At 41.9% G+C, this 17,601-nt stretch carries 13 protein-coding genes, 1 pseudogene and 1 riboswitch; of the genes and pseudogenes, 6 read left to right on the top strand and 8 right to left on the bottom strand.

Annotated features, from left to right (window positions below):
- Nucleotides 1-97: 97 nt before the first annotated feature.
- Nucleotides 98-1,213: a bifunctional chorismate mutase/prephenate dehydratase gene (locus ACYQ0N_RS02040; RefSeq protein ID WP_460161711.1), complete on the top strand. Its 1,116-nt coding sequence runs from the start codon at nucleotides 98-100 to the stop codon at nucleotides 1,211-1,213.
- Here ACYQ0N_RS02040 and ACYQ0N_RS02035 read toward each other — a convergent pair.
- Nucleotides 1,210-1,965: an SDR family NAD(P)-dependent oxidoreductase gene (locus ACYQ0N_RS02035; protein WP_177532580.1), complete on the bottom strand. Its 756-nt coding sequence runs from the start codon at nucleotides 1,963-1,965 to the stop codon at nucleotides 1,210-1,212. The genes ACYQ0N_RS02040 and ACYQ0N_RS02035 overlap by 4 nt on opposite strands.
- 192 nt (nucleotides 1,966-2,157) lie before the next feature.
- Here ACYQ0N_RS02035 and ACYQ0N_RS02030 point away from each other — a divergent pair, with 192 nt between their 5' ends.
- The 3 genes from ACYQ0N_RS02030 (at nucleotide 2,158) to ACYQ0N_RS02020 (ending at nucleotide 5,131) form a co-directional block, all read left to right on the top strand.
- Complete coding sequence (locus ACYQ0N_RS02030) at nucleotides 2,158-3,486, top strand: hypothetical protein (protein ID WP_177532581.1); 1,329 nt, start codon at nucleotides 2,158-2,160, stop codon at nucleotides 3,484-3,486.
- An 86-nt stretch (nucleotides 3,487-3,572) separates the two neighbouring features.
- The gene (locus tag ACYQ0N_RS02025; RefSeq protein WP_177532582.1) at nucleotides 3,573-4,241 is read left to right on the top strand and encodes a lactate utilization protein; all 669 of its coding nucleotides are present in this window, start codon (nucleotides 3,573-3,575) and stop codon (nucleotides 4,239-4,241) included.
- Nucleotides 4,238-5,131, top strand: coding sequence for an SPL family radical SAM protein (locus ACYQ0N_RS02020; protein WP_460162161.1), 894 nt, complete (start codon nucleotides 4,238-4,240; stop codon nucleotides 5,129-5,131). The genes ACYQ0N_RS02025 and ACYQ0N_RS02020 overlap by 4 nt, the downstream gene beginning before the upstream one ends.
- Nucleotides 5,132-5,180: 49 nt before the next feature.
- Here ACYQ0N_RS02020 and metK read toward each other — a convergent pair whose 3' ends face one another.
- Nucleotides 5,181-6,368 carry a methionine adenosyltransferase gene (gene metK / locus ACYQ0N_RS02015; RefSeq protein ID WP_460161710.1) on the bottom strand — a complete coding sequence of 396 codons (1,188 nt, stop codon included), beginning with the start codon at nucleotides 6,366-6,368 and terminating at the stop codon, nucleotides 5,181-5,183.
- Nucleotides 6,369-6,480: 112 nt separating this feature from the next.
- Nucleotides 6,481-6,585: riboswitch (SAM riboswitch) on the bottom strand.
- A gap of 196 nt (nucleotides 6,586-6,781) precedes the next feature.
- Nucleotides 6,782-7,051, bottom strand: a pseudogene (locus ACYQ0N_RS02010) (ABC transporter permease); the annotation flags it as partial.
- A 192-nt stretch (nucleotides 7,052-7,243) separates the two neighbouring features.
- Between ACYQ0N_RS02010 and ACYQ0N_RS02005 the strand changes: the two are divergent.
- Nucleotides 7,244-8,110 carry a HAMP domain-containing sensor histidine kinase gene (locus tag ACYQ0N_RS02005; RefSeq protein WP_460161709.1) on the top strand — a complete coding sequence of 289 codons (867 nt, stop codon included), beginning with the start codon at nucleotides 7,244-7,246 and terminating at the stop codon, nucleotides 8,108-8,110.
- 207 nt (nucleotides 8,111-8,317) lie between these two features.
- Here ACYQ0N_RS02005 and ACYQ0N_RS02000 read toward each other — a convergent pair whose 3' ends face one another.
- The 5 genes from ACYQ0N_RS02000 to ACYQ0N_RS01980 are packed head-to-tail and all read right to left on the bottom strand — an operon-like array spanning nucleotide 8,318 to nucleotide 16,459.
- Nucleotides 8,318-9,808 (bottom strand): UDP-glucose--hexose-1-phosphate uridylyltransferase, encoded by a 1,491-nt coding sequence (locus tag ACYQ0N_RS02000; RefSeq protein ID WP_177532585.1) that lies wholly within the window; start codon nucleotides 9,806-9,808, stop codon nucleotides 8,318-8,320.
- A 15-nt stretch (nucleotides 9,809-9,823) separates the two neighbouring features.
- Nucleotides 9,824-10,813 carry a UDP-glucose 4-epimerase GalE gene (galE, locus tag ACYQ0N_RS01995; RefSeq protein WP_177532586.1) on the bottom strand — a complete coding sequence of 330 codons (990 nt, stop codon included), beginning with the start codon at nucleotides 10,811-10,813 and terminating at the stop codon, nucleotides 9,824-9,826.
- Between the two features lies 1 nt (nucleotide 10,814).
- The gene (locus tag ACYQ0N_RS01990; RefSeq protein ID WP_460161708.1) at nucleotides 10,815-12,107 is read right to left on the bottom strand and encodes a galactokinase; all 1,293 of its coding nucleotides are present in this window, start codon (nucleotides 12,105-12,107) and stop codon (nucleotides 10,815-10,817) included.
- Between the two features lie 20 nt (nucleotides 12,108-12,127).
- Nucleotides 12,128-15,085 (bottom strand): beta-galactosidase, LacZ type, encoded by a 2,958-nt coding sequence (gene lacZ / locus ACYQ0N_RS01985; protein WP_460161707.1) that lies wholly within the window; start codon nucleotides 15,083-15,085, stop codon nucleotides 12,128-12,130.
- Between the two features lie 15 nt (nucleotides 15,086-15,100).
- Nucleotides 15,101-16,459: an MFS transporter gene (locus ACYQ0N_RS01980; RefSeq protein WP_177532589.1), complete on the bottom strand. Its 1,359-nt coding sequence runs from the start codon at nucleotides 16,457-16,459 to the stop codon at nucleotides 15,101-15,103.
- Between the two features lie 247 nt (nucleotides 16,460-16,706).
- Here ACYQ0N_RS01980 and ACYQ0N_RS01975 point away from each other — a divergent pair, with 247 nt between their 5' ends.
- On the top strand, nucleotides 16,707-17,567 hold the full coding sequence (locus ACYQ0N_RS01975; protein WP_177532590.1) for a helix-turn-helix domain-containing protein: 861 nt from the start codon (nucleotides 16,707-16,709) through the stop codon (nucleotides 17,565-17,567).
- The last annotated feature ends 34 nt before the right edge of the window (nucleotides 17,568-17,601 follow it).

Raw genomic sequence — 17,601 nt, 5'->3', positions numbered from 1 at the left:
GGAAAATAAGCTGATAAATCTTCCAAACTTGATTTTCAGCGTAAATTTATGTATAATACTAATTGAAATAAGGATTAAAACTGAAAGGAATTCCGATATGGATTTAAACGCTTTAAGGGATGAAATAGATTCCCTGGATAAGGAAATTCTAAAGGCATTTGAAAAAAGAATGGAGCTTTGCCGAAACGTCGCTCTTTATAAGAAAGCTAACGGTATGCAAATATTCCAGTCTCAGCGTGAAAAGGAAATAATAAAAAGAGTAAGAGCAGAAAGCCCGGAAGAATTAAAGGGGGCTACAACCGCGCTTTTCACTGAAATTATGGATATCAGCAAATGCCTACAGCAGCAAGCGCTGCTGAAGGGCAGAGAATTTCTAGAGCCTGTTCCGCTGAACATGAGCTCAGGCGGCATGGTAGGCTGTCAGGGAACCTCCGGCTCAAATTCAGAAACTGCCGCAAGAAAATTATTTCCGGAAAATGAAATAAGCTTTTACAGTGAATTTGAGGACGTTTTCAGAGCCGTTGAAAAGGGTGAGATAGAATACGGTATTATTCCTATACATAATTCTACGGCTGGCTCGGTTACCCAGAATTATGATTTAATAAGAAAATATAATGTATTTATAGCAAGAACGGTTAAGGTTGAAATAACCAATTGCCTTGCCGCAAAAAAGGGAATCGCATTTGAAGATATAAAAAAGGTATATTCCCATCCTCAGGCTCTTAAGCAATGCTCCGTATATCTCAGAGACAGCGGGTTCGAGCCTGTGGAATCCAAAAATACCGCTACGGCGGCTAAATACGTAAGCGAATCTAATTGCCCATGCGGGGCTATTTGTTCGGAAACCTGCGCCCGGTTATACGGCTTGAATATACTTAAAAGAAATATTTCAAACGTTATACCAAACTATACCAGATTTATCTGCATAACAAAAAACTTTCGTTTATCAGAGGATGCAAAAACAATTTCCGTAACTCTTGAAATACCTAATATCAAAGGAAGTCTTTACCGTCTTTTAACAAAGTTTTTCGTAAACGATATGGATCTTGAAAAAATAGAAAGCCGCCCTATTGCGGACGGCAGCTTTGACGTCAGATTCTTCCTTGACTTTGCCGGAAACGTCGGCGACGATAAGGTAAAATCGCTGCTTGTGGAGCTTACGGACGAGCTGTATGATTTCAAATTTCTCGGCAATTTCAGCGAAGAGCCTTAACCGCGTTCTTTTTTATGCTGAATATTATAAGTTATTGCGGATAAAAGCTTATTGGGCAATAGCCTTGCGCAGAAAACGCCCAGCTTTATATCCATTGACGGTATAATAACCGTTTTTCCGCTTAAGCATTTGTCTACGGCATATCTTGCGGCATATTCGCTGGAAACAGGCTTTACGCTGAAGCTTACTCCCGCTCTGCTGTTAAAGTTTGTATTTACAGGTCCGGGACAGAAAACGCTTATCCTTACATTGCTCTTTGACCTGCGAAGCTCCTCATGTATTGCCAGCGAAAGTCTGACAACATAATTCTTTGACGCATAATAGGACGAAAGAAGCGGTCCCGTCATAAATCCCGCGCTTGACGCTACGTTTAAAATACGGCCTCGGTTCTTTCTTTTAAAGTCTTTGAGAAAAAGCTTAGTCAATATATGAACCGCTTTGATATTAACATTTATCATATCAAGCTCGTCTTTAAGGCTTGTTTTATCAAACTCTCCGAAAATTCCGTATCCCGCATTATTTATAAGCAGATCTATGTTTTTTCCCGAGCAACGTTTATAAAGCTCAAAAACGGATTTTTCATCGGCAAGATCCAGCGGAATTATTTCTGTCTTTGTTTTAAGCTCAGCAGAAAGCTTTCGGAGACTGCTGATATTTCTGGCGGTCAAAACAAGCTCCCAGCCGAGGGAGGAAAGATATCTTGCCATATCTCTTCCAATACCGGAGCTTGCACCGGTAATCAATGCTTTCATATTAATATCCACCTTTTTTTATTTATATTATAGCACATTCTTAACGCTTTTCCCCGATTTTATTCTGAAAATTTTATGAAAATTTAGAAAAAAGCTGTAAAAGGTATGGACTTAATAAAAGTAATATAGTATAATTATATTTAAAAGTCCCGTTTTTTAAGGATTATAATTATTTTACGGAGGTTTAAAATAATGCTGAAAAAATTCAAGAGGATCATTGCGGCTGCAATTTCATCTGTAATGATTCTTACAAGCGTCGGCTGCACTACCGGAAAAAATACCGCTTATGCGCTGACTGTCGACGGCTATCAGGTTAAAGCCGGCGTTTATATCTATTATTCCTATACCGCTCTCACAGAAGCTAAAAATCTTGCCGCAAAGCAGGATGAAAATCTTGACGTCAGTGATGAAAAGTCCCTAAAGAAAATCAAAATCGAGGGTAAGGATTTTCTCACCTTCGTTAAGGATAAAACGACTGAAAGCTGCGTCGACCATGTAGCGGTTATGAAGCATTTTGATGAGCTTGAGCTATCCCTGACGCAGGACGAGCTTGATGAAATTGACGAATATGTTGAATCCAGTTGGCAAAATAACGAAGATATGTTTACCGAAAACGGTATAAGCAAGGATTCAATTAAGGAAATTATGACTTCAAGCTATAAGAGCGACGCCATCTTCAAAGCATATTACGGCGAGGGCGGAAGTGAAAACGTAACGGAAGATCAGCTAAAGGATTTCTATACCGAAAACAACGCCAGAGTTAAATTTGTAGATATGGATATGCATGATTCAGAGGGAAACGATCTTGACGAGGCAGGCAAAAAGGAACTGCAGGATATGGCGAAGGACTTCCTTAAAAGAGCCGAATCGGCTGACAGCGAAGAAGCCATGCTGGAGGAATTCGATAAATTTCAGGAAGAATACGACGATTATGTAGCTGATAAAGCTGCCGAATCATCGGGAGAAGAAACCACCGAAGCTACAACGGAGCCTGAAACTGAACCTGAAACTGAAACTACAACTACAGAATCCGACGATGAAGCGTCTGATAATACTGAAAATACGGAAGCAACGGAAAGCACAAGCAGTACCGAGGATGAAGCCGTTACGACTGCGCCCGAAAGCGATAATGAAGAAACAACATCAACAACCACCAATCCTTATGCAAATGAAACGATTATTCAGGTTGTGACGACCGCTGAAGGGGCTGAAGAAGAGCCTGACGAATCAAACTATAAGCCATCAAAGGAAATATATGACTGGATTTTTAACGACGCAAAAACAGGAGTTCCTGAAATAGTCGAGGACGAAGATACAATGTATGTTATCGTAAGACTTGATATTACCGAGCGAATGGACGAAGACGACCTATGGTCCGAATCAAACGTCGACAGCGTAAGATACAAGATGTTTTCAGACGATCTGCAGGATATGCTGGACTCATGGGGCGAGGAATATGAAGTTGTAAAAAATGATAAGGCCTATAAACGTTATGATCCGTTCAAGATCAAGGCTGAATAGTCTTAAAAAGCAAATGCTAAATTAATCAGAGGGGACGTTCCTGGAACGTCCCCTTTACAAAATAATAGAAAAACGGAGGATATAAAATGGAAAACGCAGTTAATGAAATAATAAGACTAAGAATGGAAAAAACCAAGAATGCTCTTGAAAATAACAATATGACCGCATATACGGTAAAAACCAAAGAAGAAGCCGCGGATATAGTCAGATCTCTTCTTAAAAAAGGAGACGTTATAGCAAGCGGAGGATCGGTCACTCTTAATCAATGCGGAATTACAGATATAATAAAATCTCCGGATTATATATATCTTGACAGAAATTCCGTTGCGCCTGATAAGACGGCTGAAATATTTAGGAAATCTTTTTCCGCCGATGTTTATCTTTGCAGTTCTAACGCTATTACAGAAAACGGAGAGCTTTATAATGTAGACGGAAACAGCAATAGAGTCGCTGCGATAGCCTACGGTCCGAAATCTGTTATTATTATAGCCGGATACAATAAAATCGTAAGAAATATTGAAGAAGCCTCAAATCGCGTCAAAAAGACAGCCGCTCCTGCAAATACCGTAAGACTTCAATGCGACACATATTGCAGTAAATCAGGAGAATGCGCAGCATTTACAAAAGAATCTCAAGATATAACGTCGGGCTGCTCGTCAGACGAAAGAATATGCTGCAATTTTCTTATATCCGCAAAGCAAAGACACAAAGGAAGAATTAAGGTTATTCTTGTAGCTGAAAATCTTGGATTCTGAAAATGGAATACATTCCAGCTAAAACAATTCTTTCAAAGTGTAAAAGCTCAGAATGGTTTGGAACCGATTATAACATGAATATTTACCGCGGCTGCTGTCACGGGTGCGTTTACTGCGACAGCAGGAGCGACTGCTACCATATATCCGATTTTGATATGGTTAAAGCCAAAAAGGACGCTCTTATTATTCTAAGGAACGAATTGAAGAGAAAGGTTCGTTCAGGAGTTATCGGAACAGGCGCAATGAGCGATCCCTATAATCCCTTTGAGAAGGAGCTTATGCTCACAAGACACAGTCTTGAGCTCATAGACGCTTTTAACTTCGGTGTTTCTGTAATAACAAAAAGCTCCCTTATAACTCGGGATATAGATATTTTAAAGAGTATTGCCGAGCATTCTCCTGTTATCTGCAAGCTTACGGTAACGACCGCTGACGATATACTTTGTAAAAAACTTGAACCCAATGTCTCGCCGTCCTCAGAACGCTTTGAAACGATAAGCCAGTTAAACGAAAACGGAATTTTTTCAGGAGTTGTAATGATGCCCGTTCTACCGTTTATAGAGGACGCTGAAGAAAATATTCACGAAATAGTCAGGGAAACGGCAGAATGCGGAGGAAAATTTATTTATCCGTCATTCGGCGTTACTTTAAGGCAAAATCAACGGGAATATTATTTTAATAAACTAAAACAAATTTTTCCCGAAGATAATTTAAAAGAAAAATATTTAAAGTCATATGGAAATTCATATATCTGCGTAAGCAAAAATGTTCAAAGACTATGGAAACTATTTGAAAACGAATGCAGAAGCTATGGAATACTGTATAAAATGAATGACATTATCTCAGCCTATAAAATCGGTTACGGTATGAGCCAGCTAAGCTTTTTTTAGCGTCAGAACATGCAAAAATCCTCCGTATATTTAACGGAGGATTTTTTTATTATAATTCACGCAGCGCTTTTTTTATTTCTTCAACTCTGTCCGTTCTTTCCCATGCAACGCCAAGATCCTCGCGTCCCATATGTCCGTAAGCGGCAAGCTTTCTATACTGAGGCTTTTTAAGATCAAGCATTTTTATTATAGCGGAAGGTCTTAAATCAAATACCTTTTCCACCGCAGCCGATAGCTTTTCCTCGTCAGCCTTACCGGTACCGAAAGTATCGACAAGTATTGAAACCGGTCTTGCTACTCCGATAGCATAGGCAAGCTGAATTTCACATTTATCCGCTAATCCCGCCGCTACAATATTCTTTGCAATATATCTTGCCGCATAGGCTGCGGATCTGTCAACCTTTGATGGATCCTTGCCCGAAAAAGCGCCGCCGCCATGTCTTGAATATCCGCCATACGTGTCAACAATAATTTTTCTTCCTGTCAATCCGCTGTCCCCCTGAGGACCTCCAATTACGAATCTGCCGGTCGGATTAATATAATATTTTGTATTATCGTCAAGCAGCTCCTTCGGAACAATAGGCTTTATAACATATTCTACTATATCCTTTTTTATCTGCTCAAGAGAAATTTCAGGCGCATGCTGTGACGAAACAACAATTGTTTCAATTCTTACAGGCTTATCGCCGTCATATTCAACTGTAACCTGCGTTTTGCCGTCAGGACGCAGATACCTCAAAGTGCCGTCCTTTCTGACTTCAGTAAGCTTAAGGGCCAGCTTATGAGCCATTGATATAGGCATTGGCATAAGCTCGGGCGTTTCATTACACGCATAGCCGAACATCAGTCCCTGATCTCCGGCGCCGGTAGAATTATCGTCGTTCATATCGCCTTCTTTAGACTCAAGCGCCTCGTTTACGCCCATTGCTATATCGCAGGACTGCTCGTCAATAGTAGTAATTACAGAGCAGGTATAGCCGTCAAATCCGAACTTTGCTCTGTCGTAACCAATGTCGACTACAACCTGTCTTGCTATCTTTGAAATATCAGCATATCCCTTGGTGCTTATCTCACCCATGCACATAATCATTCCCGTTGTGCACACTGTTTCACATGCCACTCTGGAATCCGGATCCTGTTCAAGCAACGCGTCCAAAACCGCGTCTGAAATCTGATCGCATATTTTATCTGGATGTCCTTCTGTTACAGATTCAGATGTAAAAAATTTTTTAACCATAACCCTTCGACTGTTTTAACAGTCGCTCCTTTCAAAAAAATTAGAAAATATTCACCTGTATTTTAAAAGAAAATGCGTCCGGAGCTCCGAACGCAGTGATTTTTATAAAAAATCCTCATCTCTCGGATAAACCGCAGGAATTAGCACCTTTTTTGGTATTTAACAATTAGGTTGCCGGGCTTCACAGGACCTGTTCCTCCACCGCTCTTGATAAGGCGAAATTTTTTCTTGATTCTATTATACACTTATTATCGAATTTTGTCAATATGTAAAAATAAAAGTCGGCAAAACCAAATTTTTTTTAGCCTATTGATTTTTCTAAACTGTCAATCAAAATTTCGTTACACAATAAAACCACTTCCCCAAATTGTTACTCCTGGGAAGTGGTTTTCTGATATTTGTCCTAATTCAGTTTATTCTGCCCGCAGCGCTGCAACGGGGTCTTTCTTTGCCGCTTTTTTAGACGGGATAAGACCGCCGATTAGCGTAAGGATGACGCTAAGAATAATCAGCAGGATTGCACTGCCTACGGGCAGAACCGCATTGATACCGGTCGAGCCTGTCAGGGCGTGGATAACCGCGTTGCCCGGAATCAACAGGAGCAAAGTAATACCTATTCCAATCAACCCGGAACAAAGCCCGACGATAAAGGTTTCAGCATTGAATACCTGAGAAATATTCCGTAAACCATGCCATAAAACTCAAAATAACAGGTGTAATTCGTCCCGTGAAAGACGCCGACAATGCGTCGATTGGCGAGGCAGTCGGATATACCAGCGCATTGACGGAATATCTTATCGACTACACAAACAATAGTGATATTGTTCAGGCACAGCAGGCATCCCCTGACAATAACGTGTTTTACATTTGCGATAGTGAGCATTGGCGTTGGTACGACGCTGGCATTTCTGTTCAGCAAGCTGCCTCTGAAACCGATTCGCACGGTTTGTGAGGCGGCGGATAAAATTGCCGATGGCGATTACAATGTCAGAATTAACCTGAAAGGACCGGCGGAATTCATACAGCTTGCAGAAAGCTTTAATCATATGGCGGAGGAGCTTGGAAGCGTGGAAATGTTGCGCTCAGATTTTGTCAACAACTTTTCACACGAGTTCAAAACGCCGATTGTCTCCGTCCGCGGGTTTGCAAAAATGCTGAAGCGTGACGATTTAACCGATGAGGAACGAAACGAATATCTTGATACGATTATCACGGAATCAGAACGGCTTGCGGAACTTTCAACGAATATTTTGAATCTCACAAAAATTGAGCAGCAGACTATTCTTACCGACAAAAAACAATTTAATGTAAGCGAACAGATTCGGCTTGTTATTGCAATGTTAAGCGGAAAATGGCAGGAAAAGCGGCTTGAATTTGATTTTGACTGCGGTGAAATTTATCTAACCGGCAATGAGGAAATGCTAAAACAGGTGTGGATAAATCTGCTTGACAACGCCATTAAATTTTCTCCCATTAGTGGTACGATAACAATCAAACTGCACCGCACCATTAAATCGGTAATAATCACTGTTTCAAATGAAGGAAACGCACTGACGGAAGAATCGGCAAGGCATATTTTTGACAAGTTTTATCAGGCGGATAAATCTCACGCCGCAAGCGGATATAGTCTTGGTTTGGCTATCGCAAAGCAGATTATAGAACTGCATGGCGGTACGATTACAGCAAAAGGCATAGAAGATTCAAAAATAGTATTTCATATAGAGATTCCAAGCATTGCATAAACGCCGCCTCATATTAACATTGGACAATAGAATATGAAACAACGGCACTGGATTTTCCCATTTCTGTAATAACAATTTCTCTTGCTCTTGCTCACCTCCCTTGTCGAGAGAAACCGCCTACCGTTTTATGCAATACCTTAATAAAACGACGGTTAATGAAAAATGTAAAACGAGCAGTATCGCTTAAATTGCGGTACTGCTCGTTTTTTATAAGGTGTTAATAAATCTCAGAAACGCATCCTTGCCCTGTTTATTACGTTTAAATACGCCAGCGTCGATGAGCGCCTCAAGAAACGCCTTGCCGACCTCTTGCTCAATGATTTCTCTTGCGTTTTCAGCAGAGAAATCTGAGTGATTTTCGAGTATTGCCTCTGCCCATTCTGTGTGTTTGGCAAGTTCGGGAATATCGTTAAGATTTTCGCCGCTTAGCATCGCCTTTTCAAGCATTACAAGCTCCTTTGCAAGACGTGCCGGAAGTATCGCAAGTCCCATAACCTCAATCAGACCTATATTTTCTTTCTTGATATGGTGAAGCGAAGGATTAGGGTGAAATACGCCGAGCGGACGTTCTTCTGTTGTAATGTTGTTTCGCAGAACAAGGTCACATTCGTAAATATCGTCGCTTTTTCTTACGATTGGTGTGATAGTGTTATGCGGAATCCCGTCTGTTTCAGAAAAAATTCCGACGCTTTCATCGGTATATGCTCTCCATTTAACAAGAATATCATTACAGCAATTGGAAAGTTCATCTGCATTATCGGAGCTCACTCTTATTACCGACATAGGCCATTTTACAATACCTGCCTTGATACTCGGATACTTTTCAAACGAAATCTCTATTTCAATCGAAGCATTTGCCATAGCAAAGGTGAAATTACCGCCCTGAAAATGCTCGTGGCTTAAAATCGAACCGCCGACTATGGGCAAATCAGCGTTTGAACCGACAATATAATGAGGAAGATAATCTACAATATCAAACAGCTTTTTGAATACCATAGCGTCAATCTTCATCGGAACATGCTTCGTGTTAAACACGATACAATGCTCGTTGTAGTAGCCATAAGGTGAATACTGTAGTTGCCATTCTTCACCGTTTGCTTTTATCGGGACGGGACGAAGATTTTGCCTTGCAGGGTAAGAGACGTGACCTGCAAAGCCTGCGTTTTCGGGACAAAGCCGACATTTCGGATAAGAGGTGGATTTCTGTGCTTTTGCCGCCGCTATATCGCGGGGATCTTTTTCAGGCTTGGAGCAATTTATAGTGATGTCAAGCTCTCCGTATTCACAGTTGTATTGCCATTTTAAATCCTTTTCAATTCGTCCCCAACGGACATAATTCAGTTTCTTGCTGAAATCGTAATACCAATCCGTTGCAAGCTTCGGATTTTCCGCATAACGCCTGTCAAATTCCGCTACAACCTCTCTCGGCATAGGCGTAAGAATACCCGTAAGCTTTGTATCAAACAAGTCACGGGAATTTGCGGTATCGGAAATTATACCGTTTTCACACGCATACGCAATCAAAGGTTCAAGGATTTCATCAATGCTCTCATCTTTACAATCGGCGGCTGTATCTACCCAATTATTCAGTTTTAAAGCTTCCATAAGCTGATTTCTGATAACATAAATATCATCGGCGGTAATCAGCTCGTTTTTCAAAGCGTAGTCGATTAGCTTCTGCACAGCATCGTAAATCATACCTATGCCCCCTGATTATTTATCGTATCCGTTCGGATGTTTTTTGTGCCAATTCCAAGCGCTTGCAATAATTTCTTCAAGACAGTTGTGAACAGGTTTCCAACCGAGTATTCGCTTTGCCTTTTCGCTTGACGCGACAAGTCTTGCAGGATCGCCTGCACGGCGAGAAGTTTCTGTTACGGGAATAGGGCGCCCAGTAACCTTTCTTGCAGTTTCAATCACCTCGCGTACAGAGTAGCCTACACCGTTGCCAAGATTGAAAATGTCGCTTTTACCGCCGTTGTAGAGATATTTCACAGCAAGAATGTGAGCCTGCGCCAAATCTGTAACGTGGATATAGTCACGAATGCACGTGCCGTCGGGTGTGTCGTAATCCGTGCCGTAAATGGAAATTGTTTCACGCTTTCCGTTGGGGACTTGCAGAATAATGGGAATAAGGTGGCTTTCGGGATTATGAGCCTCGCCGATTATACCGTTTTCGTCAGCGCCGCAAGCATTGAAATAACGCATAGAAACATATCTCAAACCGTGAGCCTCGGCTACCCACTTAAACATTTTCTCCACAGCAAGCTTTGTTTCGCCGTATGGATTTGTGGGACAAGTTCGGTCGCTTTCAAGAACGGGTATGTTTTCTGGCTCGCCGTATGTAGCGGCTGTTGATGAAAACACGATTTTATCAATATTATTCTTCACCATAGCCTCAAGCAGAATCTTTGTGCCGTAAAGATTATTGCCGTAATATTTCAGTGGATTTGCAACGCTCTCACCGACAAGAGAATAAGCGGCAAAGTGAATTACTGCGTCAATTTTCTCCTGCTGAAAAAGGTTGTCGAGAAACTCAAAATCACGGATATCGCCCTGATAAAATCGTGCCTTTTCAGGTATTGCTTTTTTATAGCCTGTTACAAGGCTGTCGGCAATAACGACGTCGCGCCCTGATTTTACAAGTTCAAGTGCGGTATGGGAGCCTATATAGCCTGCTCCGCCTAAAACCAAAATTGCCATATCAGTTTTCCTCCTTTGAGATTTCTACACCGCCTACAGGACGTATTCTCATTTTCACGCAGGATTTTTCACCAAATATTCCGTCCATTTCAGCTATGTATCCGTCTGCGAGATGTAACGGTACAAACGCCTGAATTGTGCCTGCAAAACCGCCGCCGTGTACTCTTACCGCGCCGTTGTCGCCGAGAAATTTTCTGCTTATCTGAATTGCAAGCGTAATAGCCTGATTTTCGGGCGCTGACGCAGAATATTGATTTTGTAAAAGAGCCGCAGATGAGCGTCCCGATTTTCTTACAAGCTCAAGAAAATATTCAAAGTTACCTTCCTCCAATGCCACAGCTTCTGCTTTTGCGCGGTTATTTTCCTCAAAGAAATGCGCCGCGCGAACTATCGCTCTGTCGGAACAGCTTTTGCGCAGCCTCGGAATATCGTTGTAAAACGCGGCTTCGCTTACCTGTCTGAGACAAGGCTTACCGAACTGCCTTGCAACAGTTTCCATTTCACTGCGGATTGCGGTATAATCGTCGGTAAGGTCTGCGTGACTGCTTTTTGTATCTGTAATGCACAGGCAATAGCCGTATTCTTCAAAGTCAAAATTAAAGCTTTTCACTATTGGATTTTCCGCGTCAATAAAGTCAATGGATACAAGACCGCCGACAGAAGAAACCGTCTGATCCATAAGTCCGCTTTGCTTGCCGAAATATACATTCTCTGCAAACTGTCCGATCTTTGCAATCTCTATAGCGCCTGACCTGCCGCCGTTATAATATGCGTCAATAATCGTACCAATCAACGTTTCAAACGCCGCGGATGATGAAATACCGCTGCCTGTAAGTACATCAGAAGTACAATAAAGGTCGAAGCCTCCTATTTCTGTTCCATTGTCCATAAATCTTGCCGCAATACCGCTTACAATAGCCTCGGTTCCAACTTTTCCCGAATTTATGGAAACGTCATTAAGATTTACGCTGAAAACGTCATAGCCCTCTGACTTGAAACGGATAATACCGTCTGTGTGGAAAGCGACGACAGCGATAATATCAAGATTTACCGCCGCCGCAAGTACGCATCCGTGCTGATGGTCAGTGTGATTACCTCCGATCTCCGTTCTGCCCGGCGCCGAAAATATACTTATGTTATTTCTTTCAGGGTATAATTCGATAAATTTATTTACCGCGTCAAGGTAACGCTGTTTCTGATATTCAAGCGTCTGTTCATCTGTTCCGTACAATTTCCTGAATGTTTTTAAAAATTCGTCGCCTTCAATCTCTTGTAAAGATTCACGGATATTCATAATATTTTCCCCTTTCAAAATCAAAGCGAATTTATTATAAATTCAAGAGTTATTTTGTTTTCTGCCTTTATCTTAAATTCCTCGTGAACGGGCGCGCCCCAGGAGTCGTCACCGCCAACACCCATTTGCTTTGCGGCAATGCGTACCCAAGTATAGCTTGCCTCAGGCAGTTCCTCACGGTGGGTTGCATTGTCAAGCTCATATGCGGAATATGGGAGAACGCTCATTTCAAACGGCTGTTCCGCCGCCTTGAATTTAAGCCCGGCGCTGTTTTCATCATAAACGCTTACATAGCGGACACCCGTTCTGTTACCACATTCCTGCGGATTTAGATACTTTGAAAAATTGTCCTGCGCATTTGATGTAAAAACACCGAGCCTTGCACCGTTATTTCTGTCAATGTAGTTTTCATCAGGTCCCATACCGTAGAATGTGAATTTATCATATTGCTTTTTCAGCTTGAAATCCATCGCAAAAACAGGCATATCTGACATACCCTGAACGCCCGGATATTCTGCTTTTACACCGAGTCTTCCGTCAAAATAAGCGTTGTAGATTATTTTGTATTCAAAAGACGGAACGGTAGGCGCGGCGAAAACAAATGTAATTTCAAGATTGTCTGATTTTTCCTCGGTTGTAAGTCTGTCGCCAATCAGCCTCGCACATTTTCCTGCAATCTGCCATTGTGCCATATCTTGAGGATATCCCGCTCCAGTATCATTATCGGTCATTGCTCTGAAAAAGCTGATTTTCGGCGCTCTTGTGATATATTCCGCACCGTCATAGACAAGAGAGCTGATACCGCCCTCACGCTTGTCAAACTGCATCGAGAAGCCTTCTCCGTGAACGCCGATACAAAAATCACCGTAGATAATTTCCGCCTTTGCGTTAGTGATTTCCTTCTCTTCCGCGTTACGGATAATCTCCTGCGCGAAAGAGATTTCGTGTCCCGACTCTGCCCAAAGTGTATTTTCGGCAAGTACTGCGGAAACCGTAAAGACGTATTCTCCGTACTCTTCGGGCGCTTGCATACCGATTTCAAACGTGCCGATTTCTCCTGCGGAAATATTCAGGGTATGCTCCTCTCTTCCGAGAATTTTGCCCTCTTTTTCAAGCGTTACATTGAAAATATATCCCTTTGTATCAATGAACAGATTCCTGTTTTCTATGGTAACAACGCCGTTTTTAACGCTCATTCTGACGTTTGAGTAAAGAGCCTTGACCTCCTGCACTTTCGGAGAGGGAGTACGGTCAGCGTAAACAATTCCATTTGTGCAAAATCCGTAATCACCGGCTCTGTCGTCGAAGTCGCCTCCATAAACGAGAACACCGTCTTTATAAAGCGCCTGGTCTATATAGTCCCAGATAAAGCCGCCCTGATAGCTTTCGTATTTATCTTCAAGGTCGGTGTAAAGCTTCATACCGCCGAGGGAATTGCCCATAGCGTGCATATATTCACAGCTGATATAAGGCTTTTTAGGAGCATTTTCAAGATACTCGACAATGTCGGCGGGCTTTGCATACATTCTGCTTTCCATATCTGTGATATGGTCGTATTTTCTATTCCACACAACTCCCTCGTAATGCACAAGTCTAGCGCTGTCAACCTTATGGAAATAGTCTGCCATTGCCGCAATATCATTACCGCAGTAGCTTTCGTTTCCGCAGGACCAAATCAGAACGGACGGGTGATTTTTATCACGTTCGTACATTGATTTTGCTCTGTCAAGACAAGCCTCTTTCCATTCGGGGAGAGACGCGGGAACGTTTATTGACGGCTCACAAGCGCCCATCTTCTGCCAAGTGCCGTGGCTTTCAAGGTTTGTTTCATCAATGAGGTAAATTCCGTATTCGTCACAAAGCTGATACCAACGACTGTTATTTGGATAATGACTAGTGCGGACAGCGTTCATATTGTTCTGCTTGATGAACTTAATATCCCAAAGCATATCTTCTTCGGTAATCGCTCTGCCTGTTTTGGCATTGAATTCATGGCGGTTTACACCCTTGAAGATGATACGCTTTCCGTTAAGGTACATCAAGCCGTTTTTCAGTTCAAAGGCGCGGAATCCAACCTTTGTTTCCGCTGTTTCTACGATTCTACCGCCGGCGATAATTTCAGCGGTAAGAATGTAAAGGTTAGGTTCTTCCGCACTCCAAGGCCGCACGCTCGGAATAGTTGCTCTGACATTGGCTTTATCGCTCTCATAAACCTTATTTCCGTTTATATCTGTAAGCGTAAGTTTTACGGAGTAATCGCATTCGCCGATAATATCGAGCTCTGCTGAGAAGATACCGCTGCCGTTTTTATAATTGAAATCCGCTGTTATTTTCATATCACGGACGTGGATTTCAGGAATCGCATAAAGATACACATCACGGAAAATCCCTGAAAATCTCCAAAAATCCTGGTCCTCAAGCCAGCTTGCCGTGCTGTAACGGTAAACCTCGACCGCAAGCTTGTTATTTTTTTCTCTGAGGTAAGGTGTGATATTTAACTCTGAGGGAGTGAAGCTGTCCTCGGCATAGCCTACAAACTCGCTGTTAAGCCATACATAAATTGCAGTTTCAACGCCCTGAAAGCTGATAAAGGTTTCCTTGCCGAGAAGCGCCTTGTCAACATCGAAGTATCTGACATAACTGCCCACGGGATTGCGTTTCTGCGGAATTTGCGGAGGAATAAGGCTTTCCCGACCTTCCCAAGGATACTGTGTGTTCACATATTGGGGCTTGTCATATCCTTGAAGCTGAATATGTCCCGGAACTGTTATATCGTCAAAACCGCTTGTATCAAAATCGGCTTTGTAAAAATCGACAGGTCTGCTGTCGGGGTGTTCGGTGAAGGCGAATTTCCAAACGCCGTCGAGGCGCTGACGGAGATTGCCCTCGCTTGTAAAGCAGCTATGGTCGGAATGTGCGGGGATACGATTTACTTCAAAAACTTCGGGATTTGCAAGCCATTCGAGTGAGGGTTTCATAAGTGTTTCCTCCTGTTAATTGTTTATACTTTCTTTAATTTCAGCGTTTGTCTTTTCTACGTTCAGCTTGATGAGAACGATTGTGATTAAAATGTTGAATATCATTGGAAGCCAAAGATACATAACGTGCAGCATATTTAAACAGGATTCTGACTGCACTGCGGCATTTTCAACATATCCGCTTGCGGCAAGAAGCCAGCCTGCGATTGCAGTACCGATACCGCCGCCAACTTTTGTACCGAATGATGTGCAGGAATACATTATTCCGTCAACTTTTTTACCTGTTGTCAATCTTGTATATTCTGACGTTGTTGCAATAAGAGCGTTCATATCGCCCTGCAGCGGACTCATACCAAGCGCCGCGACAGCCGTAAATGCAAGCATAATAGGGATACTTCCCATATATCCCGCAATCAGAACGCCCATTCTTCCGAGAACGCCGACTATATATCCCACAATATTCAGCCTATACATACCACCGAGTTTCTTTACAAGAATCGGAGTAAGCAATAATCCTGCTATCATAGGAATATTGATTGCCCAAGCGAAAACGCCGAAAATTTCTTCATCTCCCAGTACATATTTCATAAAGTAAATTCCCATTCCAAGAGTTGCGGAATAAATCTGCATCAGGAGATACGCTCCGCATATCATCAGAAAATATTTGTTATGCACAAGAAGCTTGAATGCGTCAATAAGACCGTACTTTTCTTCCTTTTCGGTTTCTTCTTTTGCAATTTCTTTTTGTGAAAACTCCTTTACGGAAAAAACAGATATTGTGTTGGAAATCACACCGATAATCGCATATACTATCGCAACTGTTCTCCAAGCGTCCGCGCCGCCTCCAAGATTATTCACAATGTCAACTGTGATAACCTGAATCAGCATACTTGTACCAAATGCAAACATAAATCTGATTGAACCCATCTGTACGCGCTCGTGATTATTTCGGGTTATAAGGGCGGTAAGGGCGGAATAAGCTATGTTATTAGCTGTATAAAAGCCCGCGTTAAGTAAAGTGTATGTGATAAAGAACCAAGCGTACTGCGCAATCTGTCCCATATCCGTTGGTATACAGAAAATTGCTATAAGGCAAATCGCACATCCAAAATATCCGTAAAGCATCCAAGGTCTTGCCTTACCCATTTTTGTTTTGGTTTTGTCGATGAGCGCGCCAAAGAATATGTCGCTTATTCCGTCGAAAATTTTTGAAACTGCAATAAGCGTGCCGACAATTCCCGCATTCAGTCCTACCGTGTCGGTCAGATAAATCATTACGAAGGATGAAAGCAGCGCATATACTACGTTTCCTGCGATATCACCCGAACCGTAACCGACTTTGTTGTACCATTTCAGGTATTTTTTATCAGTCATAGTAATTCTCCTTAAATATAAATACTTGGCTTCAGTTCATCACACCTTTTGAGTTCTGCGATAAAAACGGCAGTGACAGCGCCGTCGTTTGATTTAGATATCTTTTGTCGTCGACTTTATTCTACCACGTATTTTTAATGCAAACCATAAATTAAATAATACAATTTATGCACAAAATGATACAAATCACTTGATTTTTTGTTTTGATTGCCGTATAATGAATTAAGAAAACATAGGAGGATAGTATATGTTCACTAATGTGGCTTATTTGCACAATTCACTTGCGGATATGGTTGACACAAGCCGTTCGCTTGTTGTGACCAGCTGTGGTTATTACCGTGTTCACAGCCGCCCTGTTGTTTCCACGGAGCGACTCAACGGACGAAAGGATTACCAGCTTCTATACATTGCAAAGGGCAAAGGTTATTTTTATTTTGACGGACCACTCGGACAAGAAACCGTTATTACTGAAGGAAATATGATTCTTTTTCGCCCCGGTGAAATACAGTATTATTACTATCATGCTCCCGATAAAACCGAAGTATACTGGGTACATTTTACCGGACGAATGGTGGAGGGTATTCTTGACAACTACGAAATGCCTAATGCCGAAAAGGTTTTCTATACAGGAACCTCCCCCGATTATGCGTGGCTTTATAAACAGATGATTCAGGAATTGCAGCTTTGCCGGCCCAATTATGAAGAACTGCTTGCCCTAAATTTGCGGCATATTTTTATTCAGATCAATCGCTATATCAAAGAAGGCTTAAAAAAAAGCAGCGATGTCCAAAACGAAATTGAACGTGCTGCTCATTATTTTAATGAACATTATAACGAACCTTTAAGTATAGATGATTATGCCGCCTCACGGCATATGAGTACCTGTTGGTTTATTCGTAGTTTCAAACAGATCTTAAAGGTTACTCCAATGCAATATATCCTATCCTTACGTATGTCAAATGCACAAAGCCTACTTGAAACAACGGAGTATAATATCTCTGAAATCGCCGAGGCGGTAGGATATGACAACTCATTATACTTTAGTAGGCTGTTTCACAAGCATATCGGGGTTTCGCCGTCGGAATACAGAAAGAAAAGGACTTTATAAATTTTATGTTCTATAGTCGCCGTGTTCCAAATTT

The organism is Ruminococcus sporogenes, assembly GCF_054655175.1.
The sequence above is the reverse complement of the archived record's forward strand: the minus strand, read 5'-3'. Positions and strand labels throughout refer to the sequence as shown.